This is a genomic window from Paraburkholderia terricola, from assembly GCF_900142195.1.
GTDB lineage: Bacteria > Pseudomonadota > Gammaproteobacteria > Burkholderiales > Burkholderiaceae > Paraburkholderia > Paraburkholderia terricola.
Genome location: NZ_FRAB01000004.1, coordinates 157,066 through 183,627, shown reverse-complemented (window position 1 = coordinate 183,627; position 26,562 = coordinate 157,066). Strand labels below are relative to the sequence as shown.

Sequence of the window (26,562 nt, the reverse complement as noted above, 5' to 3'; positions counted from 1 at the left end):
GGAGACGACCACGAGTGGCGAAAAGACAGCCGGCGGTTCGACGGAACGCGCAGACCTTTTGTTAGAATGGCTCGGAGTATAACATCCAGACCCGAGCCTATGAAACCTTCCAGCGGCCGCGCGCGCAGCGCTGCGACCCTCGCCGCGACGGCCTTTTGCGCCGTCGCTCTCACGGTTGCACCGGGCACCGCGGCATACGCGCAGCGAGCCGCGCCGATGCCGCAAGGCCCCGCCGTGCGCGACAACACGCCGGAGATCGACGCGTCGATTGCGCAGAAGAACTGGGAAGCTTCCCTCGCCCAGCTCGACGCGCGCATCGCGTCGCATCCGCAGGACGCGCAGGCAAAGTTCAAGCGCGGCACGGTGCTGGCCCACCTGAATCGCGACGACGAGGCGATCACCGCGTTCACTGAACTCACGCAAACCTACCCCGAGTTGCCCGAGCCGTATAACAACCTCGCCACGCTCTACGCGAAGCACGGCCGTTATACCGAGGCGCGCGCCGCGCTCGAAACGGCGACCAAGGTGAACCCCGGCTACGGTCTCGCGTACGAGAACCTCGGCGACCTGTATTTGCGCATGGCCAACGAAGCCTACCGTCGCGCGCAGAGTCTCGGCAAAGTAAGCGCCACGACCACGCAGCGCCTCACTGACATCCAGAATATCGTCTCGCCGCCCAAGACCGCAAAGCCGGCGAAGAAAGCCGCCGTCACGCCGCAAGAAGACTACACCGCGCGCGCCACGTCGAACATCACGGAAACGCCGAGCTTCCAGTACGGCGGCGCGAACGGCTCGCTCGCCATGCCGCCTTACATGGCGCCGTCGCGGTAAAGCCGTCCCTTATCCGGCACCACGTTTTTTCCAACCCCGAGGATTTTCATGAAATGGTTGATGTTGGCGCTCGGCAGCGCCGCCCTGATCGCAAACGCACCCGCATTTGCCCAGTCCGGTTCGCAAGCCGCGCATCCGTCCGTCCTCTTCAAGACATCGGAAGGCGACATCCGCGTCGAGTTGTATCCTGAGAAAGCGCCGAAGACAGTCGCCAATTTCCTCGACTACGTGAAGTCCGGCCAGTACAGCGGCACGATTTTCCATCGCGTGATTCGCGGCTTCATGATTCAGGGCGGCGGTTACACGCAGAGCTTTGCCGAGAAGCCCACGCGCGCGCCGATTCCGCTCGAAAGCCGTAACGGTCTGAAGAACATGGCCGGCACGCTAGCCATGGCGCGCACCAGCGACCCGAATTCGGCCACCGCGCAGTTCTTCATCAACACGGTGGACAACGCCGGCCTCGATTATCCGAATCCCGACGGCAACGGCTACGCGGTGTTCGGCAAGGTCACGTCCGGCATGGAGGTCGTGAAGAAGATCGAAGGCACGCCCACCACCACGCGCGGCCCGATGAGCGACGTGCCGCAAAAGGCGGTCGTGATCGAGTCGGCCACGGTGGTCGGCAAGTAAGCGCACGAAAGTTCGCACAGGAGCTCGCACCAGGCTTTGCACTGAGGTTCGCACCGGAGTTGCCAGTCAGGCAGCCGCACGAAGCATCGCGTGCAAGCGCGTCAGCGCCGACCCTACGCCCCGGCGCGGCCCGTCGTCAACTTCCTATGACGACTCGCCGCGTCTTTTACCCACCCCGTTCATCAAAGGATTCCATCATGGTTGAACTGCATACGAACCACGGCGTCATCAAACTCGAACTGGACGCTGAAAAGGCGCCGAAGTCGGTTGAAAACTTCCTCAACTACGTGAAGGCCGGCCACTACGACAACACGGTGTTCCACCGCGTGATCGACGGCTTCATGATCCAGGGCGGCGGTTTCGAACCGGGCATGAAGCAGAAGCCGACGGCCGAGCCGATCAACAACGAAGCCAACAACGGTTTGAAGAACGTCAACGGCTCGGTCGCGATGGCCCGCACCAACGATCCGCACTCGGCAACCGCGCAATTCTTCATCAACGTGAACGACAACGACTTCCTGAACCACTCGTCGCCCACGCCGCAAGGCTGGGGCTACGCGGTGTTCGGCAAGGTGGTCGAAGGCATGGACATCGTCGAGAAGATCAAGAAGGTCAAGACGGGTTCGAAGGGCTTCCATCAGGACGTGCCGGTCGACGACGTCGTGATCGAAAAGGCCGTGATCGTCGACTAAGCGCCAACCCGGCACCTACTCGGCACCCACTCGTTGAACTGACATCAGGCACCTTCAATGCTGCAAGAAAAGCCGCTGCGAAGCGTCGCCGCGGGCGTGCCTGGCGAGGGCAAACGCCCGCACGCCGCACGCCCGTTTTTTTTCCTCTCCGACATTCATTTGAGCGAGGCGATTCCGCATACGGTTTCCGCCTTCGAACGCTTTATCCACGTCACCGCCGAACAGGCCGATTCGGTTTTCATTCTCGGCGACCTGTTCGAATACTGGATCGGCGACGACATGCTCGCGGAGCCATTCGCGGCGCGCATGGCGGCGCTGCTGCACACGTTGTCCGAGCGCGGCATCGGGCTCTACATCATGCACGGCAATCGCGATTTTCTGCTTGGCAAGCGCTTCATGAAAGCGGCCGGCGCGATCTGGCTGCCCGATCCGTTCGTGATCACCGCATTCGGCACGCGCATCGCGCTCGCGCACGGCGACCGCTTATGCACCGCGGACCGCGGCTATCAGATGTTCCGGCGCTTTGCGCGCAGCGGTTTCGCGCAGATGCTGTTTCTCGCATGGCCGTTTCGCTGGCGCCAGGCGCTCGCCGAAAACATGCGCCTGAAAAGCGAGCAAGGCCGCTCGCGGCCGGTCTCGCCGAAGTACGACGTGACGCCGAAGGGCGTCGCGGCGCTGTTCAAGTCGTCGAGGGCGGCGACGATCATCCACGGACACACGCACCGGCCGGCGCGGCATCGCGAGCCGGGCGGCATGCGCTGGGTGCTGCCGGATTGGGATCTCGACCACGGCGAGCGCCGTGGCGGGTATTTGCGCGTCGACGCCGAAGGAATTCGGGCGCTGCCGCTGGATTGAACGAGGCGCCCTCCTCGTCATCGAGCGCGCTCGCGTGCGCTCACCGGCGGCTACGGCAACGCTCCCGTGCGCACGTGCGGTTCGTTGATTCGCACCGCGGGCGCCCACCCTCAGCGCTCCGCTGCCACCCCTTCCTCCTTTCCTGCAATCGCGGCCGACAGGCGCCGCAGATCGAGCAGCGCCGCATCGGCGCCTTGCAGTCCTTCGAGACTCGTGCCCAGCCGCTCCAGCGCGTCGACGATTTCATCGATGCGCTTCGCCTGCGTCGCGGCGTGATCGATCAGGCCGTGAATCGCGAGCGACACCGGGTCGTCGGCATTCGGCGTGATGCCGTACGCGCAGAACGCGCTGCTTTGCGTCGCGTGTTTTGCGTTGCGGGCCGCACCGTTGGATCCAGTATCGGACGCGGCGCAATCCGCCGCCGAAGCGACGGCTGCCGCCGCCGGAACGATGATCCGCGCGGGATTGCCCACCGCCGTGCCGCGCGCCGGCACGGGCTTCGTGACCACCGCGTTCGAACCGATCTTGGCCTCCTCACCGATCGTGAAGCCGCCCAGCACCTTCGCCCCCGCCCCGACGATCACGCCGCGCTCGAGCGTGGGATGCCGTTTCGCGCCGCGCGTGAGCGACGTGCCGCCGAGCGTGACGCCCTGGTAGATCGTGCAGTCGTCGCCGATCTGGGCGGTCTCGCCGATCACCACGCCCATGCCGTGATCGATGAACACGCGCCGGCCAACGGTCGCGCCCGGATGAATTTCGATGCCCGTCATGAAGCGCGCCATCTGCGAGACGAAGCGCGCGAGCCAGCGCCGCCGCGCCCGCCAGCATGCATGCGCGAGCCGGTGCAATACGAGTGCGTGCAGGCCCGGATAACACGTCAGGACTTCCCAGGCGCTGCGGGCGGCGGGATCGCGCTCGCGGATCGTGGCGATGTCTTCGCGAAGTCTCTTGAACATGGCAGGGACGGTATTGGGGGGGACCATAAACCTCCGGCGCGGCGAAGCCACGCGCGGCGGGGCGGTGCTGCATAGCAGATCCGCAGCTTTGCTTAGAACGTTTCGAGCGATTGTAGGGCGATTGCGCGAAACCTGCCGGAAGTCCACGCTGCCGGCAAGGTCGGCGTTTGGAGAACGGCCAAGGTGGCGGGACGAGTCGACGTCGAATTCGCGGCACGCGATTCGCGCTTCACGTTGCGTTATCGGGAAGCCGTCCGCGCCTCGCGCTTATGCGTCCTTACGCGCCGTCGCCGCCGGGACGTTTGGTCTTCAACAGAATGTGCTTGGCGATGCCGCGCACGATATTGACTTCCTCACGCTCCAACCCGGAACGCGCGAAGAGGCGGCGCAAGCGCGACATCAGTTTCTTCGGATTGGCGGGATCGAGAAAGTCGAGCGCAACCAGCGCGCTTTCCAGATGCGCGAACATGCTTTCGATTTCGTCGCTCGCCGCCCGCGGGCCGACCGGCTCGCCCTGCCCCGCAGCCGTTAGTGCCACTGCGGACGCCGCGCTCGATGCTTCATCCGCGGACAGATAGGCCGTGCGCAATTCATACGCCAGCACCTGCACGGCTTGCGCGAGATTGAGCGAACTGTAGGCCGGATTGGCCGGGATATGCGCGAGCGCGCTGCAACGCTCCACGTCCTCGTTCGACAGACCCGTGCGCTCGTTGCCGAACACCAGCGCGATCTCGCCATGCCCCGCCTGTTCGCGCGCGACACCGGCCGCGGCGCGCGGCGTCCATTGGGGCGGTCCGTATTCGCGCAGCCGCGCGGTCAGCGCGACCGACCAATGCACGCCGCTCAAGGCTTCGGCGAGCGTCGGCACGACATGCGCGGACGCCAGCACGTCGTCGGCGCCGCTCGCCATCGCGATGGCTTCCGGATCGCTTTGCACGTGCGCAACGCGCGGCGACACCAGCACGAGACGCGAGAACCCCATGGTTTTCAGCGCGCGCGCCGCCGCGCCGACATTGCCCGGATGGCTCGGCTCGACGAGCACGAAGCGCGTCGAGGTGAAGCCGCCGCGCAACTCGGCCACGGCGGGATCGGAAGAATAGTGGGTGTGGTCCACGGTGGCGTTCTGCAAGCTAAAGAACGCGTATGGTAGCGCCAACCCCGCTGCGGCTCCGAATTGCGCGTGGATGCGGATGAATCGAAGGCACGGCTTGCGCAAGGACGCCGCGCGAATTTGCGCGTTCCGGGCCGCGCGGCGCATTTCCGACGACACCCCATGCAAAGCGCACCGCCTCGACGCCCGGACTCAGGTAAAATAGCGCGATTCGCGTCCGGCCATGCATGGGCGCCTCGTTCTTATTCAATTCGTCTCCGTCGGCGGAATGCGCACCGGGTCCTGTATCGGGCGGGCGTTCCGTGTTGTTTCAGCGCCTCTCGGTGGCGCCCAATCAGCGCACGCTTAGCGCTCAATTTCCGGCAAGCAGCCGCGCTGCCCCGGCACAAGGATCCAGTCTCATGCATCCCATGCTCAATATCGCTGTGAAGGCCGCGCGCCGCGCAGCCCAGATCATCAACCGCGCATCGCTCGATCTCGATCTCATCCAGGTCAGCAAGAAACAGCACAACGATTTCGTCACGGAGATCGACAAAGCGTCCGAAGCGGCGATCATCGACACGCTCAAGACCGCCTACCCCGAGCACGCGATCCTCGCGGAAGAATCCGGCAAGTCGGACAACGAATCCGAATTTCAGTGGATCATCGATCCGCTCGACGGCACCACCAATTTCATCCACGGTTTTCCGTATTACTGCGTGTCGATCGCGCTCGCCCACAAGGGCATCGTGACCCAGGCGGTGATCTACGATCCGACCCGCAACGATCTGTTCACCGCCTCGCGCGGCCGCGGCGCGTTCCTGAACGACCGCCGCATCCGCGTGGGCAAGCGCGACCGGCTGGCCGACGGCCTGATCGGCACGGGCTTCCCGTTCCGCGAAACGGATGGCCTTGAAGCGTATGGCCGCCAGTTCGCCGAAATGACCACGGCTTGCGCCGGCCTGCGCCGTCCGGGCGCCGCCGCGCTCGATCTCGCCAATGTCGCGGCCGGCCGCATGGACGGCTTCTTCGAGCAAGGCCTGAATGCGTGGGACGTCGCCGCGGGCAGCCTGCTGATCACGGAAGCCGGCGGTCTGGTCGGCAACTACACGGGCGATTCGAACTTCCTGCACGTCGGCGAAATCGTCGCGGGCAACCCGAAGATCTATGCGCAGATGGTCCCGATCCTGTCGCGCTACAGCCGCACGCGCCAACAACCGGCTTAAGGCGTCCTGCCGAGCCGGCTGTCAAGGCCGGCTCGTGCCGTTCAGTCAAGGTTTCTGGAACGCGACGCACCTGAACACACAAGCGGCTTCGGCCGCTTTTGTGTTTGCGAGCCTGCATGCCGCACGCGTTCGTGCTACAAAGCGGGAAGCCGCGCCGGCCCGTCCGCTTGCCGGCTGCGTTTCGCGCATCCTCACCGACCCCGCTTTGCGCCAGATTTGCGCGCAGCTTCCCATCCGCTTCATGAAAAAAGGCTTCTACACGATCATCGCGGCGCAGTTCATTTCGTCGCTCGCGGACAATGCCCTGTTGATCGCCGCCATCGCGTTGCTATCGGTGATTCGTTCGGCCGCCTGGGTCACGCCGCTGCTGCAGATATTCTTCACCGTCTCCTACGTGTTGCTCGCACCGTTCGTGGGCGCATTCGCCGACGCATTGCAAAAGCGGCACGTGATGTTCATCTCCAATGCGTTGAAAGCGAGCGGCTGCCTGATGATGATCGCGGGCGTCCACCCGATGATCGCGTACGGCGTGGTCGGCTTCGGCGCGGCCGCGTATTCGCCGGCCAAGTACGGCATTCTCACCGAACTGCTGCCCGCGGAAAAACTCGTCAAGGCGAACGCGTGGCTCGAATCGGCCACCGTGCTGTCGACCATCGTCGGCACGATGGTGGGCGGCGCACTGATTAGCAGCTTCGCCGATAAATTCGTCGCGCACGCGCATCTGCCGCTGATCCGCTCCTCCGCCGATCTGGCGATGTTCGCGGTGATGATCACCTATGCGATCGCGGCGGCCATCAACGTCTTCATTCCCGATACCGGCGCGCGCTATCCGAACCGCCTCGCCGAGCCGGGCAAGCTGGTCAGCGACTTCCATCACTGCTTTCACGTGCTGTGGGCCGACAAGCTCGCGCAGATCGCGCTGTGGGTCACGACGCTGATGTGGGGCGGCGCGGTGACGCTGCAGTTGCTGGTGCTCAAATGGGCCAACGTGAACCTGGGGCTGTCGCTGTCGAAGGCCGCGGTGATGCAGGGCGTCACGGGGCTCGGCATCGCGCTCGGCGCGGCCGCCGCGGCCGCCTTCATTCCGTTGCGCGGTTCGTTGCGCGTGCTGCCGGTCGGCATTCTGACCGGCGCGGTGGCGATCGCGATGGCGTTCTACAACAAGGACCTGTTTCCCGCCGGCGCGGGCATTCACATCGGCTCGTACGTCGCACCGGTCTATATCCTGCTTGCCTATCCGTTGATGATCCTGCTCGGCGCGCTATCCGGTTTTTTCATCGTGCCGATGAACGCGATTCTTCAGCATCGCGGCGCGACGTTGCTTTCCGCCGGACATTCGATCGCGGTGCAGAATTTCAACCAGAACCTGGCCGTGCTGCTGATGCTCGGCGTGTACGCGTTGCTGCTCACCGCGAAAATGCCGGCGCAATGGATCATTGTCGTGTTCGGCTGCTTCATCACGCTGATGATGTGGCTGGCCAAACGGCGCAGCGCGACGAACGAACGCACGGTGGATATGCGCGCGCTGGTGGAAGAGTGACAGAGTGACGGCGTCGCGGCGAGCGGCGACCACAGCCCGGTGCACGCGGCGATTGTCGCGTCGGCCTGCGGTCTGCCCAGCCGATCGGCCGTTCGGCCAGGGTCCGCTCGCGGCGTCGGCAGGTTAAACTCACGCCCTGAACAGCTAACGCAAAAGACACTTGGGATGGGTATTCAAACCGCAGCAGCCAACGACGTCGCCCAGCACACGCCGATGATGCAGCAGTACCTGCGCATCAAGGCGGAGCATCCGGGCACGCTGGTGTTCTACCGGATGGGCGACTTCTACGAACTCTTTTTCGAAGACGCGGAAAAAGCCGCGCGTCTGCTCGATCTCACGCTCACGCAGCGCGGCGCGTCGGCGGGCAATCCGATCAAGATGGCGGGCGTGCCGCATCACGCGGTCGAACAGTATCTGGCCAAGCTCGTGAAGCTCGGCGAATCCGTCGCCATTTGCGAACAGATCGGCGACCCGGCTACGTCGAAAGGTCCGGTCGAGCGCAAAGTGGTGCGCGTGGTCACGCCCGGCACGCTGACGGACGCCGCGCTGCTGTCCGATAAGAGCGATGTGTACCTGATGGCGCTGTGCGTCGCGCACAATCGCCGCGGCGTCGCCACAAGCGTCGGACTCGCGTGGCTGAATCTGGCGAGCGGCGCGTTGCGCCTCGCGGAAGTCGCGCCCGACCAGGTCGCGGCCGCGCTCGAGCGGATTCGTCCAGCGGAAATCCTGGTGGCCGACACGCCCTCCGATTCGGTTAGCTGGGCGCCGCCCGTCAATGCGGGCGCCCTCACCCGCGTACCGGCCTGGCACTTCGACATCGCGTCCGGCACGCAGCGTCTGTGCGACCAGTTGGAAGTGGCGGGCCTCGACGGTTTCGGCGCTCATTCGCTGACCTGCGCATGCGGCGCGGCGGGCGCGCTGCTGTTGTACGCGGCGGCCACCCAAGGCCAGCAATTGCGCCACGTGCGCAGCCTCAAGGTCGAATACGAATCCGAGTACATCGGCCTCGATCTCGCCACGCGCCGCAACCTGGAACTCACCGAAACACTGCGCGGCACGGAATCGCCCACGCTGTGTTCGCTTCTCGATACGTGCTGCACGACCATGGGCAGTCGCCTGCTGCGTCACTGGCTGCATCATCCGCCGCGCGAATCCGCCGTGGCGCAGGCGCGTCAGCAGGCAATCGGCGCATTGCTCGAGGCGCCGCCGGGTACGGACGTCGATTCGCTGCGCGGCGCGTTGCGGCAGATTTCCGACATCGAGCGGATTACCGGGCGTCTCGCGCTGCTGTCGGCGCGGCCGCGCGATCTGTCGAGTCTGCGCGACACGTTCATCGCGTTGCCCGAGTTGCGCACGCAACTCGCGGCCGTTTCGTCCAATGCGGATTCGCTCGCGCGCATCGACGCGTCGCTCGTGCCGCCACAAGCGTGCGTCGAACTGCTTCAGCGCGCGGTAGCGCAGGAGCCGTCCGCGATGGTGCGCGACGGCGGCGTGATCGCGCGCGGCTACGACGCGGAACTGGATGAACTCAGGGATATTTCAGAAAACTGCGGCCAATTCCTGATCGACCTGGAAACGCGCGAGCGGGCGCGCACCGGTATCGGCAATTTGCGCGTCGAGTACAACAAGGTGCACGGCTTCTATATCGAAGTCACGCGCGGCCAGACCGACAAGGTGCCCGACGATTATCGCCGCCGTCAGACGCTGAAGAACGCCGAGCGCTACATCACGCCGGAGCTGAAAACCTTCGAGGACAAAGCGCTGTCCGCGCAGGAACGGGCGCTGGCCCGCGAGCGTTCGCTTTACGACGCGTTGCTGCAAGCGCTGCTGCCCTTCATCCCCGACTGTCAGCGCGTCGCCGCGGCGCTCGCCGAACTCGATCTGCTGGCGGCGTTCGCCGAACGCGCTCGCGCGCTCGACTGGGTCGCGCCGACGTTCTCGCGGGACGCCGGCATCGACATCGAACAGGGCCGCCATCCGGTAGTCGAAGCGCAGGTCGAGCAGTTCATCGCCAACGACTGCACCCTCACGCCCGAACGCAAGTTACTGCTGATCACTGGCCCGAACATGGGCGGTAAATCAACCTTCATGCGGCAGACCGCGCTGATCGCCCTGCTCGCGTACGTCGGCAGCTACGTGCCGGCGCGGCGCGCGGCATTCGGACCGATCGACCGCATCTTCACGCGAATCGGCGCGGCCGACGATCTGGCCGGCGGCCGCTCGACCTTCATGGTCGAGATGACGGAAGCCGCCGCGATCCTGAACGACGCGACACCGCAAAGCCTCGTGCTGATGGACGAAATCGGCCGCGGCACGTCGACGTTCGACGGCCTCGCGCTCGCCTGGGCCATCGCCCGGCATCTGCTCGCGCACAACAATTGCCATACGCTGTTCGCCACGCATTACTTCGAATTGACCCAGTTGCCCGCCGAGTTTCCGAGTGCGGCCAACGTCCACTTGTCGGCGGTCGAGCATGGCGCGCACGGCATCGTGTTCCTGCATGCGGTCAACGAAGGCCCGGCGAATCAGAGCTACGGTTTGCAGGTCGCGCAACTCGCCGGTGTGCCGAACGCGGTGATTCGCGCGGCGCGCAAGCACCTCGCGCATCTCGAACAGCAATCGGCGGCGCAACCCGCGCCGCAACTCGACCTGTTCGCCGCGCCGCCGATGCTGCTCGAAGATGCCGACGACGAACGCGATGCCAGGCCCGACGCGGCGAGCGCATCGCCTGCCGTACAAGCGCTTGTCGAGCGTTTGCGCGCAATCGATCCGAACGACCTGCGCCCGCGCGAAGCGCTCGATCTGCTATACGAACTGCATGAACTGGCCGCCGCGCCGGATGCGGATCATTGACGCACGGAGCCACCGGCCGCGCCCGCGCGAATCCCGCGCGGCGCTGAGTCTCGTCCTCTCGCTCATGGGCGGCCTCGTAGCGCCGGCCGCGCTGCGCGCACTTTTGGTGCTCTGCGCGCCGTTCGCGTTCGCCGCGCCCGCGCATGCCGAAGCGCCACGCTATTCGTTCGCGGTCATCGCGGGCACGATGCAAAGCGCGGCCGACGAAGCGCCCACGCAACGCCTGATCGATGCAATCGGTCGCGAGCGCGACGTGTCGTTCATCGTCTACGACGGCAATCTGAAGGGCGCGAAGGAAGCCTGTCGCGATGCGTTGTATGAGCGTCGCCACGCGCTGCTCGAAACGTCACGGCCCGCCCTCTTCTTCATTCCGGGTCAACATGACTGGGCCGACTGCGGGTCCGCCGAAGCCGGCGGCTTCGATCCGGTGGAACGGCTCGACCAGTTGCGTCAAACGCTCTTCTCCGACGCCACCTCGATGGGCCAGAATCCGATTGCGCTGACGCGCGAAAGTGAAGTGTCACGCTTTCGTCCGTATCGCGAGAACGTGCGCTGGCAAGTGGGCGGTACGGTGTTCGTCGGCCTGAATGTGCCGAGTCCAAACAATCATTATCTGACCGCGGGCGGGCGCAACGGCGAATTCGAAGATCGCGTGATCGCCAATGCGTTCTGGCTCGAGCACGCCGGGGAATTCGCAAAGCGCCGCGACGCACGCGCGATCGTCGTGTTCATCCAAGGCGACCCGGACCCTGAACGTTATGAACGGCCCGATCGTTTCGCGTGGCTGCGTTTTACGCGCAACGTGCGCCGCGACGGTTTTCTGGAATTCAAACGCAGCCTCGTCAAACTCGCACAGATTTTCCGCGGACCAGTGCTCGTGATTCATTGCGACGACGAGCGCGCGGGCGCCGGCTTCGTGATCGATCAGCCGCTACGCAACGACAAGGGGATGCTGGTGACGAACCTCACGCGTGTGGCGCTCGCGCCGCATGATCGTCAAAACCAGTGGATTCAGATTGAAGCGGATCTCGGCAGGAAACCGCCGTTCCGCGTGAGCGTTCGCGACGTGCCGAGGCAAATGCCGATGCCCGCTGCGCAGCCGGTCATGCCGCGCGACGAGCCGGCGGCCTCGATGCCGGCTGTGCCCGCGCTCGGTCCAGCCTCGGAATTGCCGCCGCTCTTTCAGACGCCGGGGCAGCCTCAACCGGACCCGCAGTCACGCATGCCGGACAACGAGGGAATCGGCGAATACGGGCCTGCCATGTCGGCACCGCCCGCCTCCGCCGTCTTGCCGCACGCGCCGGGCGCCGCCTCTTCGGGCATGCCCGGCATGCCGGCGAGTTCAGTGCAGCGTGGGCCCTGACTTGCCTTCGTCGGCTTCGTCGTCGTCTTCATCGAGGACTTCGAGGCCGTCGGCGCCATGCGCATGCTCGTGCTGGATTTCGTCTTCGGTAGCCGGACGCACGTCCTTCACCGTGAGTGCGAAACGCAGCGCCATGCCCGCGAGCGGATGATTGCCATCGAGCACGACCTTGTCTTCCGCGACGTCGGTCACGACATAGACCAGCGAATCGAGATCCTCGTCGCCCTCTTCCGGCGTGCCCTCGAATTGCATGCCGACTTCGAGCGGTTCCGGGAAGCGATTGCGCGGCTCGATCTTCACGAGATCCGGATCGTACTCACCGAATGCATCTTGCGGCTCGAGCTGGATCTGGGTCTCGAAGCCGGCCTCGTGGCCGTCGAGCTCTTCCTCGATCTTGGGGAACGTGCCATCATAGCCGCCGTGCAGATAGACCATCGGCTCGTCGCTTTCTTCGATCAGGTTGCCCTGCGCATCCGACAGCTTGTAAGCGACCGACACGACGGTGTTCTTTGCGATTTTCATTCGACTCTCCAGAATACAACTCACATTATACGATGCCCAAGCGGCCCACTGACCACCCTGCCGAAGCTGCTGCGGCACGCAATTCGTCATCGACTTCAAAGCCCGCGCTTCCTGTTCTTCCACCCTCGCCCGACACGCCCACGCCGCTACTCGGCAACCTGACTCCGTCGCAATTCATGCGCCGGTACTGGCAAAAAAAGCCTTTCCTGATCCGCCAGGCGATTCCGAACGTCGAGGCGCCGCTCTCGCGCGAGGAGTTTTTCGAACTGGCGGATCGCGACGAAGCCGAAGCGCGGCTAATCACCCACTTTCGCAACAAATGGCAGTTGGAACACGGACCGTTCGCGGCCGACGAACTGCCGTCGGTGAAGCAGCGTGCATGGACGCTCCTCGTGCAAGGCGTCAATCTTTACGACGACCGCGCACGCGCGTTGCTTGATCGCTTTCGCTTCGTGCCGGACGCGCGTCTCGACGACCTGATGATTTCGTACGCGACCGACGGCGGCGGCGTGGGCCCGCACTTCGATTCCTACGATGTGTTTCTTTTGCAAGTAAAAGGCAAGCGTCGCTGGCGTATTGGAGCGCAGAAAGATCTGACACTGCAGCCCGGTTTGCCCTTGAAGGTTTTACAGAACTTCCAACCGGAAGAGGAGTGGCTGCTCGAGCCAGGCGACATGTTGTATTTGCCGCCGCACATCGCTCATGACGGCGTTGCCGAAGGCGAATGCATGACGTGTTCGATCGGTTTTCGCGCACCTTCGGCGAGCGAGTTGACCGCGCAGTTCCTCTATCATCTCGCCGAGCGCGGCGAATCAACGGGCTACGCGGGAGCGCTATATCGCGATCCGGGCCAGCCCGCTGTCGACCGTCCCGCGGCGTTGCCCCAAGCGCTGATCGAAAGGGTTGGCGCGATCCTTGCGCGCATCAAATGGAATGAGCAGGACATCGCGTCGTTCCTGGGTACATATCTCAGTGAACCGAAGCCGAGTGTGGTCTTTGATCCCCCACAAAGACCGCTCAATGAAGCACGTTTCGTCGCTCAGGCATCGAAGTTAGGTGTCAGGCTGGACCGCAAGACTAATTTGTTGTACAACCGCCGTTTTTTCTTCGTAAATGGAGAGGAAACGGCATTCGATGGCGCAAAAAAATGGCTGTTTGACCTCGCTGACCACCGGTGTCTGAGTGCGAAACGCTTTGTAACACTCTCGCACGATTCGTCGGTGACAGCACTGCTACACGAGTGGTATTGTGCGGGCTGGATACAAGTGGGCGAGTTTGCGTAACTCCGCCGGCCTGCTATACCGTACAGTAGAAATTTTGTATGAGAAAGACAACGTATTGACCCCGGATTTATGGATTGTCAGTACGAAAGTGCATATAATTTCCGCCCAAGCCGTAGGGAAGATTCCAGCTCGTGAAAAGAGCGTCTCCACCAGCGGCCCAGGTCGGTGTTGGAGCACATTACCGGTATTATTTTGCGCTGTTGCTTACCTTTAACCATAAAAGGACGTGATCATGAAGAAATCCCTCCTCGTAGCATCCCTGTTGGCAGCCGTGGCACTGGCTGCATGCAACAAGAGCAACGACCAAGCCGCTGCCCCGGCTAGCGACGCAGCTGCTGCTTCGGCACCGGCTGCTGCTGCTTCGGACGCCGCTACTGCTGCTTCGGGTGCGGCTGCTGCTGCGAGCGATGCTGCTGCTTCGGCTACGACCGCTGCTTCGGATGCAGGCGCTGCTGCTTCGGCTGCTGCTCCGGCTTCGGGCGCAAGCCAGTAAGCTGTCGCGTAGGGTTCGCCTCTGGGCGAAAGCCGCATCGGGAGATCGTCGCGATTTCCCGGGCGGTAAAGCAAAACGCCACGGATTCACATCCGTGGCGTTTTGTCATTTGAGCGCTGTTTTTTACAGCGGTATTCGCTCAATGCCGAAAGGCTTATCGATCGCGCGCCGCGTTATCTTCATTCTCTTCGAAAAACTCGCGCACCACTTCGATCTCCCGCGTGCGTTTGAATGGCGGCAAGCTCTGCCATATGCGGCGCCCATACGGTTTGTCGACGAGGCGCGTGTCGCAGATCATCAGCACGCCGCGATCGGTCTCAGCGCGAATCAGACGGCCCGCGCCCTGCTTTAGCGTGATCACGGCCTGCGGCAGTTGATGGACGGCGAATGGGCTCAAGCCCTTCTTGGTGAGCGCATCGAGACGCGCGGACAAAACGGGATCGTCAGGCGGCGCGAACGGGAGTTTGTCGATCACCACCAGCGATAGCGCATCGCCTCGCACGTCCACGCCTTCCCAGAAACTTTGGCTGCCCACCAGAATCGCATTGCCGTATGCCCGGAAGCGATCGAGCAACTCGGTGCGGCTCGCGTCGCCCTGCACGAGAAGCGGGTTGTTCCAGCCGCGCGCTTCAATCGTGTCGCGCAACTTCGCCGAGATGCGGTCCACCGCGCGCAGCGTCGTGCATAGCACGAATACGCCGCCGCCCGATGCTTCGATCGCGGGCAACGCGGCGTCGAACACGGCGTCGGTGAACATCGGCGACGACGGCTGCGGCATATTGCGCGGCACATACAGGAGCCCTTGCGCCGGGTAATCGAAGGGACTGGGCAATGTCATCGAACGTTTCGCGTTCAGGCCCATCTGCGCAGCGTAGTGGGTGAAGTCGCCGCGCACCGACAACGTGGCCGATGTAAAGATCCACGCGCGCGGCACGCCGGCGCGCTGCTTCGCAAAAATCGGCGCGACGGACAGCGGTGTTTCATGCAACTGCACGGTATGAGCGAAGACTTCGATCCAGCGCACCTTTTCATTCGGGTCGGCGCGCCCGGTCTTGCCGTCCTCAGACGCGACGTCGGCGGCTTCGCGCTCGCTCGCGGTGGGCGGCGTGGTCCAGCCCGCGAGCACGCCTTGCAACTCGCGCGCCCGGCGCAAGCACGCGCCGATCGATTCAGCTCGCTCGGCCTGATTCGCCAACGCGGACGTCAAGGCGCCGAGTTCGGTGTCCAGCGTTTCGAGTGCGGGGAATAGCGGGTGATCGTCGGGCAACTGGCCGATCGACAAACGCACCGAGTCTTCCTTGAAGGCGAGCCGCACATCACGCGCGGCGCGCTCGAGCGTCGAGCCGAGCTTGACCCAGTCGACCGCTTCGCGCGCGTGGCCGAGGCCCTCGGCCACCGAATCGCGGGCGAGTTCGAGGAACTGCGCGGTGGAAAGCGTCTCGCCGAAAAACAGCGTGGCGGTTTCCGGCAATTGATGCGCTTCGTCGAAGATGACGGTGTTGGCCGTGGGCAGCAATTCAGCCATGCCGGTATCGCGCAACATGATGTCGGCGAAAAACAGATGGTGATTGACCACCACGATATCGGCCTGCTGCGCCTCGCGGCGCGCCTGCATCACAAAGCAATCCTTGTAGTGCGGGCACTCCTGGCCGAGACAGTTTTCGCGCGTGGAGGTGACCATCGACCACACCGCTGCCGTTTCGGGCACGCTCGCGAGTTCCGCCTTGTCGCCGGTGCGCGTGATCTTGGCGAAGCGCACGATGTCCTGCAAATACGAGGTCTCCTGGCGCGACGGCAAACGGCCGTTATCCGCGGTGCGCTGGAGATAGTAATGGCACAGGTAGTTCGCGCGCCCCTTGAGCATCGCCACCGACACCGGCACAGCGAGCGCGTCGCGCACCGTCGGAATGTCACGCTGGAAGAGCTGATCCTGCAAGTGCTTGGTGCCCGTGGAGACGATCACCTTGCCGCCCCACAGCATGGCCGGCACCAGATACGCATAGGTCTTGCCGGTGCCTGTGCCCGCCTCGACGATCAGCGTATTTTCGCTGCCGTCGAGTGCGTTCGATTCATCGCTTGCAGCGACCTCGGCCGCCGCATCGCCGGCTTGGGACTGCAGACGCCGCGCCGGACGCTTTTGCGCGTCGAACATCGCGGGCTCCGGCATTGCACGGCCCGAGGCTTCCATCGCGGCGGCGACGGCGCGCGACATTTCGATCTGCGAGGCACGCGAGCGATAGCCGTCGATCTGACGCGCCAGCAAGCCGTTCTCGGCGAAGATCTCGTCCAGTTCGGCGACGCGGCGCGGATTCAATGCGGCGCTCAATGCAGACGCGGCAGGACGCGCCGACGGCATGCCGACTTGCGGCGTGCCGCCGCCGGACGGATCGTCGTTCGTCGCACGGGATGAAGTTTCAAGCGGTGAATTCAAGGCAAGCGCTTCCTGCAAAGTCCGGCTCGCGCGGCGCGCGCCCGGCGCCTGCCAGGCCGCGAACTCAGGCGCGTGCGTCCGGTTCGAGCTGCAATTGCAGCAAGATGATGGTGTCCTTGACCTTAAGTTTGCGCTTTTTCAGGCGCTGCAACTCGAAGTCGTCGATGCCGGGCTCATCCGACATTCGGTCGATCAAACGATCGAGCCCACTGTGCTCCGATTCCAGTTGCAGAATGCGGTCGCGAAGTGTGTTCGCGTCGATGACGTGATGTTGATCGCGCATGCTCGCCTCCTCTCGTCTGCGGCGCGGACCGCGTGTGCGGCCCGATGCCTGAGGTTGCTGTCCGGCTTAAAACGCGTTACGACGGCTGCGGCCCCGCTACTACCTTGCGCGAGCCCACTACAGCACGTCTACTGCTGCTGTTGCTGCTGCTTTTTTTGCTGCTCGAGTTCCTGCTGCTGTTTCAACTGTTCCTGACGCTTCTGCTCGGCTTTCTCGGCAGCCTGCTTCTGGCGTGCCTCGACGTCGGCCTTGTGCTGGACGGCATCGGCCTGCTTCTTCTCGAAGCTCTGCTGCTTCTGAGTGCGCTCCTGAGCCTTTTGCGCGCCCTGCTGACGCGCCTGCTCGAGTTTGCGCTGGAAGTCGCTCTGCTTCTGGTCGTAAGCCTTCTGATTAGCTGTGGCTTGCGACGGGCTGATGCCGCGCCGCGCCTGCTCCAGTGCATGCTGACGCTGCTTCTCCTGATACGCCTGCTCGTTGGCGCTGCGCTGCGGCGCCTCGGCGTTGCGCTGCGCCTGGTTGAGCTCGTGCTGACGCTGCTTCTCTTCATACGCCTGCGCGTTGCGCGCGTCTTGCGCCGCGCGCTCGGGCGCGCTTGCTTCGTCCTGAGCGCGCTTGAGCGCTACCCGTTCGTCGCGCTCGCGGGCGCGCAACGCGCGTTGTTCGCCGTCGAGCGCGAGTTGCTCCTTGCGAATGTCGGCCTGCACGGTGCGCATGCTGTCGCGCGCCTTGTTCAGGCAGCGGTTGACGAAGAACTTGCTGTAGCAGTTGTGTTCGGCGACGGCATAGCGGTAGTTGTTTTCCTCGGAGCGCTGATCGAGGACCCGCTGCCGCGAGTCGAATGCGCTGTGCAGCGATGCGGTGTCGGATGCCGCATCCGCGCCGACGGCGCTCGGGCCGCCTGTCGCGCCGGCTGCCTGCACGCCTGACGCGGTGGCGGCCGCTGCGGGACCGCTCGCCGCCAGCGTCGCGCTGCTGCCCAGCGGCGCTGCGGATTGCGCCGCAGCGGGCGCGGACATGGCGAGCATTGCCGCCATGACGCACGATGCGCACGACCCGGAAAACACTCCATTGGAAACGAGCCCGAATCTGGACGCGGACCGCGACGCCGACCTCGGCGCGCTAAGCGGCGAGCCTGTCAAAAGTCGCGCCATGAGCGGCTGCAAATGCGGCAACAGGAACGTCAACGGTTGTGACAAGCGAGAGACCAAGCAGGAGCCCAGGCGGTTGAATGACAAGGAGGTCGGCAACGTCGTAGAAGGTCAGCGGAACATGCCCGAAATTCTATCACCCCGCGGTTGAGCCCTCCGGCATTTATGGCAAAATGCCCCGCTCTAGCAACCAGGCCGCGGCGCGCAGCCCGACGCGCCCTCCACGCGCCCCGCCTCTGCAATCAGCGCGCGGCCTTAGACTGAGTCCGCAGGAACATCAAGACCTTATGACGGAAACCGTAGCACTCAAGATCGTACAGCGCATCGCCGCCGAACTGTCCGTCCAGCCGCGCCAGGTCGCGGCCGCGGTGCAACTTCTCGACGAAGGAGCGACTGTTCCGTTCATCGCCCGCTACCGTAAGGAAGTGACCGACAATCTCGACGACACGCAGTTGCGCAATCTCGAGGAACGCCTGCTGTATCTGCGCGAACTGGAAGACCGGCGCGCCGCGATCATCGCCAGCATCGACGAACAGGGCAAGCTCACCGACGAGCTGCGCAGCGCGATCGAAGGCGCGGACAGCAAGCAGGTGCTGGAAGACCTGTACCTCCCCTACAAGCCGAAGCGTCGCACGCGCGCGCAGATCGCGCGCGAAGCCGGCCTCCAGCCGCTCGCCGACGCGTTGCTCGCCAATTCCCTGCTCGACCCTCAAACCGAAGCGGCCGCCTACGTGGACGCCGAGAAAGGCGTCGCCGACGTCAAGGCCGCGCTCGACGGCGCGCGCGACATCCTCTCGGAACAGTTCGGCGAGACCGCGGACCTGCTCGGCAAGCTGCGCGACTACCTGTTCAACCAGGGCGTGGTGTCGTCGAAAGTGGTCGAGGGCAAGGAGAACGCGGAAGAAGAGAAATTCCGCGATTACTACGATTACGCCGAGACCATCAAGACCGTGCCGTCGCATCGCGCGCTGGCGCTGTTCCGCGGCCGCAACGCGGGCGTGCTGATGGTCAAGCTGGGCCTCGGCGAGGAATTGGACGCGCAGGTGCCGCATCCGGGCGAGGCGCTGATCGCGCGCCACTTCGGCATCGCCAATCAGAACCGTCCGGCCGACAAGTGGCTCTCCGACGTGTGCCGCTGGTGCTGGCGCGTCAAGGTGCAGCCGCACCTCGAGAACGAACTGCTGACCAATCTGCGCGATGAAGCCGAGCACGAGGCGATTCGCGTGTTCGCGCGCAATCTGAAGGATTTGCTGCTGGCCGCGCCCGCTGGACCCAAGGCCGTGATCGGTCTCGATCCTGGCCTGCGTACCGGCGTGAAGGTGGCGGTGGTCGACCGCACCGGCAAGGTGCTCGCCACCGACACGATCTACCCGCACGAGCCGCGCCGCGATTGGGACGGCTCGATCGCGAAACTCGCGCGCATCTGCGCGCAGACGCAGGCCGAGTTGATCAGCATCGGCAACGGCACGGCATCGCGTGAAACGGACAAGCTCGCGAGCGAACTGATCGCGCGTCATCCGGAGTTCAAGTTGCAGAAGATCGTCGTGTCCGAAGCCGGCGCATCGGTGTACTCGGCCTCCGAACTGGCGGCGAAGGAATTCCCCGACATGGACGTGTCGCTGCGCGGCGCGGTGTCGATTGCACGCCGTCTGCAGGATCCGCTCGCGGAACTGGTCAAGATCGAGCCGAAGGCGATCGGCGTCGGCCAGTATCAACACGACGTGAACCAGCGCGAACTGGCCCGCTCGCTCGACGCGGTGGTCGAGGATTGCGTGAACGCGGTCGGCGTGGATGCGAACACCGCCTCCGTCGCCCTGCTTGCCCGCGTGTCGGGTTTGAATGCGACGCTGGCTCGCAATATCGTCGACTATCGCGACGCGAACGGTCCGTTTCCGTCGCGCGAACATCTGCGTAAGGTGCCGCGTTTGGGCGACAAGACCTTCGAGCAAGCGGCAGGCTTCCTGCGCATCAACAACGGCGAAAATCCGCTCGATCGCTCGTCGGTGCACCCGGAAGCGTATCCGGTCGTCGAACGCATGCTCGCGAAAATCAACAAGCACGTTGGTGAAGTGCTGGGCAATCGCGAAGCGCTGCGCGGCCTGTCGCCGAGCGAATTCGTCGACGACCGCTTCGGGTTGCCGACCGTGCGCGACATTCTGCTCGAACTCGAAAAGCCGGGCCGCGACCCGCGTCCCGAGTTCAAGACCGCGACGTTCCGCGAAGGCGTCGAGAAGGTCAGCGATCTGACGCCGGGCATGGTGCTCGAAGGCGTCGTGACGAACGTGGCGGCCTTCGGCGCGTTCGTCGACGTGGGCGTGCATCAGGACGGTCTCGTGCACGTATCGGCCATGTCGACCAAGTTCATCAAGGACCCGCATGAAGTCGTCAAGGCCGGGCAGATCGTCAAGGTGAAGGTGCTCGAGGTGGACGTGAAGCGCCAGCGGATTGCACTCACCATGCGTCTCGCCGACGAGTTCGGCGCAGCCGCGGCGCCGCGCGGCGGTAGCGGTGCCCAGCAGGACCGCGGCGGCCCTGGCCGATCGGGTGGCGGCGGGCGCGGCGCGCAACAGCCGCGCTCGCGCGAGCCGGAAACGGGCGGCGCAATGGCCGCGGCTTTCGCCAAGCTCAAGCAGAAGTAAGTTCGCGCGTTCGGTGCGTGATTCGCTCATGCGCTGAATGCGTTCACGCGCTGAGCGTCATGCGTTGAGCGTTGGCGCGACAAGGCGATGAGCCGCGCCACGAACCCGACCCTCCAACAAAAAGCCCACGCAAATGCGTGGGCTTTTTGTTGCGCGCGCCTTCGGCATAAAGGCGCTCAACATTCAGCGGCAGCGCCGCCGTCAGATCTCGATCTTCGTCCCCAACTCCACCACCCGATTGGCCGGAATACTGAAGAAGTCGGTCGGCTTCGCGGCGTTCTGATGCATCCATGCGAACACCCGTTCGCGCCATACCGACATGCCCGGCAATTGCGTCGGCACCACGGTTTCGCGCGCGAGGAAGAACGACGTGTCCATCATCTCGAAGGTCATGTCGTGCGTGCGACCCACCTCGAGCAGCACGGCCTTCACATCCGGCGTTTCATTGAAGCCGTACGCGGCCTTCACGAGATACAGACCGCCGTCGATGTCCTTGACGGTCACGCGCTCGGCGTCGTTCACGTACGGAATGTCGCGCGTGACGAACGTGAGGAAGATGGTGCGTTCGTGCAGCACCTTGTTGTGCTTCAGGTTGTGCAGCAAGCTCACGGGCACGAGCGTATCGCTGCCGGTCAGATAGATTGCCGTGCCCGAAACGCGGTGCGGCGGGTGCGCGAGCAGACCTTGCAGGAACGGCATGAGAGGAATGCCGTCGGCGGCCGTGCGTTCCTTGACGATCATCCTGCCCTTGAACCAGGTCATCAGCAGGAAGAACAGCAACGCGCCGATACCGAGCGGCAGCCAGCCGCCCTCCTCGACCTTCAGCAGATTGGCGCCGAAAAAGCCTAGATCGATCACCATGAACACGCCGATGATCAACGCCACGAGGAACTTGTTCCAGTTCCACACGTTCACCATCACGACGCACGCGAGGATGGTCGTGATCACCATTGTCGCCGTCACCGCAATACCGTATGCGGCGGCAAGATTATCCGAACTCTTGAACGCAATCACGATGCACAAGATGATGAACAGCAGCATCCAGTTCACCACCGGCACGTAGATCTGACCGATCGCCAGTTCCGACGTGTGCAGGATCTTCATCCGCGGCACGTAGCCAAGCTGGATCGCCTGGCTCGTCAACGAATACGCGCCGGAAATCACCGCTTGCGACGCGATCACGGTCGCCACCGTGGACAGCACGACGAGCGGCAGCACGCCCCAATCCGGTGCGAGCAAAAAGAATGGGTTTTCGATGGCCTTGGGGTCATGCATCAGCAACGCACCCTGACCGAAATAGTTGAGCACCAGCGACGGCATCACGAGCGCATACCAGGCCATGCGGATCGGCTTCGCGCCGAAATGGCCCATGTCGGCGTACAGCGCCTCCGCGCCGGTCAGCACCAGCACGACCGAGCCGAGCACGACATAAGCCTGCAACACGTGCGTGGCCATGAACGTGTACGCATAGTACGGGTTCAGTGCGCGAATCACGTTCGGAGACTGCGTGATGTGCCAGATACCGAGCACCGCGAGCACCGCGAACCATACCAGCATGATCGGGCCGAACAGCCGCCCGACCATCGCCGTGCCGTGCCGCTGGATCCAGAACAGCAGCACGAGGATCACGATGGTGAGCGGCACCACCAGATGCGACAGATTAGGCGCGGCGATTTCGAGGCCCTCCACCGCCGATATCACCGAAATCGCCGGCGTGATCACCGCGTCGCCGTAGAACATGCAGGCGCCGAAGATGCCGAGCATCATCAGCAAGCCGGCCATTTTCGATTTATCTTCGAGCGAGCGTAGCGCCAGTGCCATCAGGGCGAGCACGCCGCCTTCGCCGTTGTTGTCGGCACGCATCACGAACCACACGTACTTCACGCCGACGACGATCACGATCGCCCAGAACATCAGCGATATCACGCCGAGGATCGATTGCTCGGTGAGAGGAATACCGTGTGACGGGCTGAACGCCTCTTTCAGCGCATACAGCGGGCTCGTGCCGATGTCGCCGAACACCACTCCGATCGCTGCAATCGCGAGCGAAGGCAGAGGCTGTTTGTGCACGTGATTGGTATCTGTCATAAACGTGTGGAAATCCGTTCCCTGAGCGGAAAAAACGAGCGCTATTCTAAACTGCTCGCCCGATGCCGCCCGGCTTGTTGTGGATACACCACGTGGATGGTCCGCGCAGTGTAGCACTGCGATATGGGTGCGTCTGCCGCCCGAGGCGTATGGTCCGCAGTGTGTGGCATTGTGCCGTTGGCGAGGCGCCACGCGGTGATATGCGCACGGCACGCACAAAAAAACGGAGCCCAATCGGACTCCGTTTTCTGGGTGCGACCCGACAGGTACGACGCCGAAGTGCGCATCACGCCTCCGGCGACTCCTGTGCTTGCGCCGTGCCGCGCTTGATCCACGCGCCGAGGTTGTGCGGACGAACCGTGTCCCACTCCTCGAACGGTTGATGAATCCACGGATTGGTGGGCAGATACTGCACGTGATAGTCGGGCTTTACTTTCGAGCAGCCCTTGTACCAGAGCACCGCCGAGCGCACCGAGGTGATAGCCGGGTAACGTTCCTTCAGATGCTGCTGCACGCGCGCCAGCGTCACGCCCGAGTCCACGAGGTCGTCGACCAGCAGCACGTTGCCGTGCAACTCGCCGCGCGTCATCGTGATGTATTGCGCGATGTCGAGTTCGCCCTGCTCCGTGCCGGCCGCTTCGCGGTACGAGCTGGTGGCGAGAATCGCGAGCGGCAGATCGTAGATGCGCGAGAGCTGATCGCCGACACGCAAACCGCCGCGCGCGAGGCACAGGATCTTGTCGAACTTCCAGCCCGACTCGTGCACGGCGAGCGCCAGCAGTTCGATCAGCCGGTGATACTCGTCCCAGCCGACCCACAGGTTCTTGTCGTCGTTGCGCGGATCTTTCATCGCAATCATGGGTACACCCTGCACCATGGCTTAAGCCTTGAACGGATGACGCAACAGAATGGTCTCGTCGCGATCCGGGCCGGTCGACACCATGTCGATCGGAATGCCTGCGACTTCCTGCACGCGCGAGAGGTACGCACGCGCATTGGCGGGCAGCTTGTCCCACTCCTTGATGCCGACCGTGCTTTCCTTCCAGCCCGCGAAGGTTTCGTATATCGGCTCACAGCGCGCGACTTCGGATGCGCCACGCGGCAGCAGATCGACGTGCTTGCCGTCGACCGTGTAGCCGACGCACAGCTTCACTTCGTCGACGCCGTCGAGCACGTCGAGCTTGGTCATGCACAGGCCCGACACGCCGTTGATCTGGATCGAGCGGCGCAGCGCGGCGACGTCGAGCCAGCCGGTGCGGCGCGGACGGCCGGTGACCGAACCGAATTCCTTGCCGACGGTGGCGAGTTCGAGGCCGATCGCTTCCTGACGGGCGGCGTTGTCCGCGTCGTACAGCTCGCTCGGGAACGGGCCCGAACCGACGCGCGTGCAATATGCCTTGGTGATGCCGAGAATGTAGTTGAGCTTTTGCGGACCCACGCCCGCGCCTGCGGTGGCTGCACCCGCCACGCAGTTGCTCGATGTGACGAACGGATAGGTGCCGTGGTCGATGTCGAGCAGCGTGCCTTGCGCGCCTTCGAACAGCAGGTTGTTGCCGGCCGCGTTTTCGTCGTATAGACGGCGCGACACGTCGGTGACCATCGGCTTCAGACGGTCGGCATAACCCAGCATCGTATCGAGCGTTTGCTGGAAGTCGACAGCGGCGACGCCCAGGTATTGCGTGAGTACGAAATTATGGTAGTCGAGGTTTTCACGCAGACGTTCGGCGAAAGCTTCCGGCTCGAACAGGTCCTGCACGCGTAAGCCGCGGCGCGCCACCTTGTCTTCGTAAGCCGGGCCGATGCCGCGGCCGGTGGTGCCGATCTTGCTCGCGCCACGGCGCGCTTCGCGGCCCTGGTCGATGGCAATGTGGTACGGCAGAATCAGGGTGGCGGCTTCGGAAATGAACAGGCGCTTCTGAACGTCGACGCCGGCGGCTTCGAGTTCGCCGATTTCCTTGAACAACGCTTCCGGCGACAACACGACGCCATTGCCGATGTAACACGCGACGCCGGGATGCATGATGCCCGACGGAATCAGACGCAAGATGGTTTTCTTGCCGCCGATGATGAGCGTGTGGCCGGCATTGTGACCGCCCTGGAAGCGAACGACGCCTTGAGCGTGGTCCGTCAGCCAGTCGACGATCTTGCCCTTGCCTTCATCACCCCACTGGGTCCCCACGACGACGACGTTGCGCCCGGGGTTCACATTCACTGCGCTGGCAGACATGTTGTTTCGTAAGCTGGTTAAAAACGTATTCTACCTATCTTCGCGGAACCTTCCGAATTTTTCCGTTTCCGCTCAACGGTATGCACGTCATGGGTGAGTGTGCCGAAGGTAACGCGGCCCCAGGCCGCGCCGGGTCCGGTGAAGCTACGGACGCCTTCGGAAATGCGATGAAGATACCCTTTGGACATTTCGACCTGAACGCTTACGCGCGCGGCTCGACGACCCATGCGCCGTTGCGCTCGACCAGCACGCGGTCGAACGCGAATTCGTCCAGATCGTGCTCGTGGCCGGGCAGCGCCTGAATCACCACTTCGCCGGCATCGCGCAGCGCGGCGACACTCACTCGCAATGCGTCGTCGTGCTGCCACGGCGCGAGAATCGCGCTGCTACGGGCTTCGACCGGCGAGATGCGCGCGACTTCGCGCAGGTCGAGCGAAAAGCCGGTTGCCGCGCGCGCGCGGCCGTAGGCCAGGCCTACGTGGTCGTAACGGCCGCCGCGCGCCACCGCGTTCGGCACGCCGTCGACATACGCCGAGAACATCACGCCGCTGTGGTACGCGTAGCCGCGCAGATCGGCCAGGTCGATCATCACTTCAGCGCCCGTCACCTGGCTTGCGAGGAACGCGAGGTCGTCGAGCGCGCGAGCGATGGCCGGCGCGTTCGGCAAACGGGCACGAGCCTCTTCGAGCACCGAGGCGTCGCCGTACAGCGTGGGCAACGCGCGCAATGCGTCGCGTGTGACCGGCGTGAGACCGGCGGTCAATTCGACCAGACGCGGCACGTCCTTGCCTGCCAAGGCGTCGTAGAGCGACTGGCCCAGTTCGGCCGCGGCGGGTTCGGCGTCGATCAGCGCAGCGAGTACGCCGGCGTGGCACAGGTCGAGCCGAACTTTCGCGAGGCCGGCGAGCCGCAGCGCGTCGAGCATCAGCTGCTGGATTTCCAGGTCCGCCTCGAGACCGGCATGACCGTAGATTTCAGCGCCGATCTGGATCTGCTCACGCGTGGCGTGCAAGCCGCGCGGACGCGTATGCGCCACATTGCCCGCGTAACACAGACGCGTCACGCCCTGACGGTTCAGCAAGTGCGCATCGATACGCGCGACCTGCGGCGTGATGTCGGCCCGCAGGCCGAGGGTGCGCCCGGAGAGCTGATCGACGAGCTTGAAGGTGCGCAGATCCAGATCGTGGCCGCCGCCGGTGAGCAGCGACTCGATGTACTCGAGCAACGGCGGCATGACCATCTCGTAGCCGTACGAGCGGAAACGGTCCAGCAAATGGCGCCGCAACTCTTCGATCTTGCGGGCTTCCGACGGCAGCACGTCGGCGATATTCTCGGGAAGTAACCAAATCGACATCGATGCAGTCCTACGACGTTGAACACGGCGGATGGGTGCGCCGGTAAGTGAGTATGAA

At 64.0% G+C, this 26,562-nt stretch carries 22 protein-coding genes; 12 read left to right on the top strand and 10 right to left on the bottom strand.

Annotated features, from left to right (window positions below; translation table 11 throughout):
* Positions 1–99 precede the first annotated feature (99 nt).
* From BUE39_RS05395 to BUE39_RS05380, 4 genes are all read left to right on the top strand, one after another.
* Complete coding sequence (locus BUE39_RS05395) at positions 100–831, top strand: tetratricopeptide repeat protein (RefSeq protein ID WP_073427614.1); 732 nt, start codon at positions 100–102, stop codon at positions 829–831.
* A 48-nt stretch (positions 832–879) separates the two neighbouring features.
* On the top strand, positions 880–1,461 hold the full coding sequence (locus BUE39_RS05390; RefSeq protein ID WP_073427613.1) for a peptidylprolyl isomerase: 582 nt from the start codon (positions 880–882) through the stop codon (positions 1,459–1,461).
* A 197-nt stretch (positions 1,462–1,658) separates the two neighbouring features.
* On the top strand, positions 1,659–2,153 hold the full coding sequence (locus BUE39_RS05385; protein ID WP_020065568.1) for a peptidylprolyl isomerase: 495 nt from the start codon (positions 1,659–1,661) through the stop codon (positions 2,151–2,153).
* Positions 2,154–2,210: 57 nt separating this feature from the next.
* The gene (locus BUE39_RS05380) at positions 2,211–3,008 is read left to right on the top strand and encodes a UDP-2,3-diacylglucosamine diphosphatase (RefSeq protein ID WP_073427612.1); all 798 of its coding nucleotides are present in this window, start codon (positions 2,211–2,213) and stop codon (positions 3,006–3,008) included.
* A 110-nt stretch (positions 3,009–3,118) separates the two neighbouring features.
* Here BUE39_RS05380 and cysE read toward each other — a convergent pair whose 3' ends face one another.
* Positions 3,119–3,964 carry a serine O-acetyltransferase gene (cysE, locus tag BUE39_RS05375; RefSeq protein WP_073427611.1) on the bottom strand — a complete coding sequence of 282 codons (846 nt, stop codon included), beginning with the start codon at positions 3,962–3,964 and terminating at the stop codon, positions 3,119–3,121.
* Positions 3,965–4,241: 277 nt separating this feature from the next.
* Positions 4,242–5,078, bottom strand: a complete 837-nt coding sequence (locus BUE39_RS05370; protein WP_073427705.1) for an RNA methyltransferase — start codon at positions 5,076–5,078, stop codon at positions 4,242–4,244.
* Positions 5,079–5,476: 398 nt separating this feature from the next.
* Here BUE39_RS05370 and BUE39_RS05365 point away from each other — a divergent pair, with 398 nt between their 5' ends.
* The 4 genes from BUE39_RS05365 (at position 5,477) to BUE39_RS05350 (ending at position 12,036) form a co-directional block, all read left to right on the top strand.
* Positions 5,477–6,280 carry an inositol monophosphatase family protein gene (locus BUE39_RS05365; RefSeq protein ID WP_073427610.1) on the top strand — a complete coding sequence of 268 codons (804 nt, stop codon included), beginning with the start codon at positions 5,477–5,479 and terminating at the stop codon, positions 6,278–6,280.
* Positions 6,281–6,521: 241 nt separating this feature from the next.
* A complete protein-coding gene (gene lplT, locus BUE39_RS05360) occupies positions 6,522–7,820 on the top strand; it encodes a lysophospholipid transporter LplT (protein WP_073427704.1) in 1,299 nt (432 codons plus the stop codon).
* Positions 7,821–7,985: 165 nt separating this feature from the next.
* Positions 7,986–10,673 carry a DNA mismatch repair protein MutS gene (gene mutS, locus BUE39_RS05355; protein WP_073427609.1) on the top strand — a complete coding sequence of 896 codons (2,688 nt, stop codon included), beginning with the start codon at positions 7,986–7,988 and terminating at the stop codon, positions 10,671–10,673.
* Positions 10,660–12,036, top strand: coding sequence for a hypothetical protein (locus BUE39_RS05350; protein ID WP_176035724.1), 1,377 nt, complete (start codon positions 10,660–10,662; stop codon positions 12,034–12,036). Before mutS ends, BUE39_RS05350 begins: the two co-directional genes overlap by 14 nt.
* Here BUE39_RS05350 and BUE39_RS05345 read toward each other — a convergent pair.
* Positions 12,016–12,558, bottom strand: a complete 543-nt coding sequence (locus tag BUE39_RS05345) for an FKBP-type peptidyl-prolyl cis-trans isomerase (protein WP_073427607.1) — start codon at positions 12,556–12,558, stop codon at positions 12,016–12,018. The genes BUE39_RS05350 and BUE39_RS05345 overlap by 21 nt on opposite strands.
* Before the next feature lie 32 nt (positions 12,559–12,590).
* On the opposite strand from BUE39_RS05345, the gene BUE39_RS05340 reads away from it, so the two are divergent.
* Together BUE39_RS05340 and BUE39_RS35350 are read left to right on the top strand one after the other, a co-directional pair.
* On the top strand, positions 12,591–13,841 hold the full coding sequence (locus tag BUE39_RS05340) for a cupin domain-containing protein (RefSeq protein ID WP_073427606.1): 1,251 nt from the start codon (positions 12,591–12,593) through the stop codon (positions 13,839–13,841).
* 232 nt (positions 13,842–14,073) lie between these two features.
* On the top strand, positions 14,074–14,334 hold the full coding sequence (locus tag BUE39_RS35350) for a hypothetical protein (RefSeq protein WP_073427605.1): 261 nt from the start codon (positions 14,074–14,076) through the stop codon (positions 14,332–14,334).
* 154 nt (positions 14,335–14,488) lie between these two features.
* Here BUE39_RS35350 and BUE39_RS05325 read toward each other — a convergent pair whose 3' ends face one another.
* From BUE39_RS05325 to BUE39_RS05315, 3 genes are all read right to left on the bottom strand, one after another.
* On the bottom strand, positions 14,489–16,765 hold the full coding sequence (locus BUE39_RS05325) for an ATP-dependent DNA helicase (protein WP_073427604.1): 2,277 nt from the start codon (positions 16,763–16,765) through the stop codon (positions 14,489–14,491).
* 64 nt (positions 16,766–16,829) lie between these two features.
* A complete protein-coding gene (locus BUE39_RS05320) occupies positions 16,830–17,048 on the bottom strand; it encodes a DUF465 domain-containing protein (protein WP_073427603.1) in 219 nt (72 codons plus the stop codon).
* Positions 17,049–17,176: 128 nt separating this feature from the next.
* Positions 17,177–18,064, bottom strand: a complete 888-nt coding sequence (locus tag BUE39_RS05315) for a hypothetical protein (protein ID WP_235004808.1) — start codon at positions 18,062–18,064, stop codon at positions 17,177–17,179.
* On the opposite strand from BUE39_RS05315, the gene BUE39_RS35110 reads away from it, so the two are divergent.
* Together BUE39_RS35110 and BUE39_RS05305 are read left to right on the top strand one after the other, a co-directional pair.
* Positions 18,063–18,347: a hypothetical protein gene (locus tag BUE39_RS35110; protein WP_167363268.1), complete on the top strand. Its 285-nt coding sequence runs from the start codon at positions 18,063–18,065 to the stop codon at positions 18,345–18,347. The genes BUE39_RS05315 and BUE39_RS35110 overlap by 2 nt on opposite strands.
* A 136-nt stretch (positions 18,348–18,483) precedes the next feature.
* Positions 18,484–20,835 carry a Tex family protein gene (locus BUE39_RS05305; RefSeq protein ID WP_073427600.1) on the top strand — a complete coding sequence of 784 codons (2,352 nt, stop codon included), beginning with the start codon at positions 18,484–18,486 and terminating at the stop codon, positions 20,833–20,835.
* A 201-nt stretch (positions 20,836–21,036) separates the two neighbouring features.
* On the opposite strand, the gene BUE39_RS05300 is transcribed toward BUE39_RS05305, so the two are convergent.
* The 4 genes from BUE39_RS05300 to BUE39_RS05285 all read right to left on the bottom strand — a co-directional run bounded on the left by BUE39_RS05300 (position 21,037) and on the right by BUE39_RS05285 (position 26,504).
* A complete protein-coding gene (locus tag BUE39_RS05300) occupies positions 21,037–22,923 on the bottom strand; it encodes a potassium transporter Kup (RefSeq protein WP_073427599.1) in 1,887 nt (628 codons plus the stop codon).
* A 286-nt stretch (positions 22,924–23,209) separates the two neighbouring features.
* Positions 23,210–23,800, bottom strand: a complete 591-nt coding sequence (locus BUE39_RS05295) for a phosphoribosyltransferase (RefSeq protein WP_073427598.1) — start codon at positions 23,798–23,800, stop codon at positions 23,210–23,212.
* 3 nt (positions 23,801–23,803) lie between these two features.
* The gene (locus BUE39_RS05290) at positions 23,804–25,150 is read right to left on the bottom strand and encodes an adenylosuccinate synthase (RefSeq protein ID WP_073427597.1); all 1,347 of its coding nucleotides are present in this window, start codon (positions 25,148–25,150) and stop codon (positions 23,804–23,806) included.
* A gap of 202 nt (positions 25,151–25,352) precedes the next feature.
* Positions 25,353–26,504: an ATP phosphoribosyltransferase regulatory subunit gene (locus BUE39_RS05285; RefSeq protein WP_073427596.1), complete on the bottom strand. Its 1,152-nt coding sequence runs from the start codon at positions 26,502–26,504 to the stop codon at positions 25,353–25,355.
* Positions 26,505–26,562: the final 58 nt, after the last annotated feature.

Coding starts and splice junctions, on each gene's coding strand:
- BUE39_RS05290 (WP_073427597.1), bottom strand. CDS start 25,150: ATGTCTGCCAGCGCAGTGAATGTGAACCCCGGGCGCAACGTCGTCGTC.
- BUE39_RS05395 (WP_073427614.1), top strand. CDS start 100: ATGAAACCTTCCAGCGGCCGCGCGCGCAGCGCTGCGACCCTCGCCGCG.
- BUE39_RS05380 (WP_073427612.1), top strand. CDS start 2,211: ATGCTGCAAGAAAAGCCGCTGCGAAGCGTCGCCGCGGGCGTGCCTGGC.
- lplT (WP_073427704.1), top strand. CDS start 6,522: ATGAAAAAAGGCTTCTACACGATCATCGCGGCGCAGTTCATTTCGTCG.
- BUE39_RS35110 (WP_167363268.1), top strand. CDS start 18,063: ATGGCGAGCATTGCCGCCATGACGCACGATGCGCACGACCCGGAAAAC.
- BUE39_RS05320 (WP_073427603.1), bottom strand. CDS start 17,048: ATGCGCGATCAACATCACGTCATCGACGCGAACACACTTCGCGACCGC.
- BUE39_RS05385 (WP_020065568.1), top strand. CDS start 1,659: ATGGTTGAACTGCATACGAACCACGGCGTCATCAAACTCGAACTGGAC.
- BUE39_RS35350 (WP_073427605.1), top strand. CDS start 14,074: ATGAAGAAATCCCTCCTCGTAGCATCCCTGTTGGCAGCCGTGGCACTG.
- BUE39_RS05390 (WP_073427613.1), top strand. CDS start 880: ATGAAATGGTTGATGTTGGCGCTCGGCAGCGCCGCCCTGATCGCAAAC.
- mutS (WP_073427609.1), top strand. CDS start 7,986: ATGGGTATTCAAACCGCAGCAGCCAACGACGTCGCCCAGCACACGCCG.
- BUE39_RS05365 (WP_073427610.1), top strand. CDS start 5,477: ATGCATCCCATGCTCAATATCGCTGTGAAGGCCGCGCGCCGCGCAGCC.
- BUE39_RS05285 (WP_073427596.1), bottom strand. CDS start 26,504: ATGTCGATTTGGTTACTTCCCGAGAATATCGCCGACGTGCTGCCGTCG.
- BUE39_RS05305 (WP_073427600.1), top strand. CDS start 18,484: ATGACGGAAACCGTAGCACTCAAGATCGTACAGCGCATCGCCGCCGAA.
- BUE39_RS05345 (WP_073427607.1), bottom strand. CDS start 12,558: ATGAAAATCGCAAAGAACACCGTCGTGTCGGTCGCTTACAAGCTGTCG.
- BUE39_RS05300 (WP_073427599.1), bottom strand. CDS start 22,923: ATGACAGATACCAATCACGTGCACAAACAGCCTCTGCCTTCGCTCGCG.
- BUE39_RS05315 (WP_235004808.1), bottom strand. CDS start 18,064: ATGTCCGCGCCCGCTGCGGCGCAATCCGCAGCGCCGCTGGGCAGCAGC.
- BUE39_RS05350 (WP_176035724.1), top strand. CDS start 10,660: ATGCGGATCATTGACGCACGGAGCCACCGGCCGCGCCCGCGCGAATCC.
- BUE39_RS05295 (WP_073427598.1), bottom strand. CDS start 23,800: ATGGTGCAGGGTGTACCCATGATTGCGATGAAAGATCCGCGCAACGAC.
- BUE39_RS05340 (WP_073427606.1), top strand. CDS start 12,591: ATGCCCAAGCGGCCCACTGACCACCCTGCCGAAGCTGCTGCGGCACGC.
- cysE (WP_073427611.1), bottom strand. CDS start 3,964: ATGTTCAAGAGACTTCGCGAAGACATCGCCACGATCCGCGAGCGCGAT.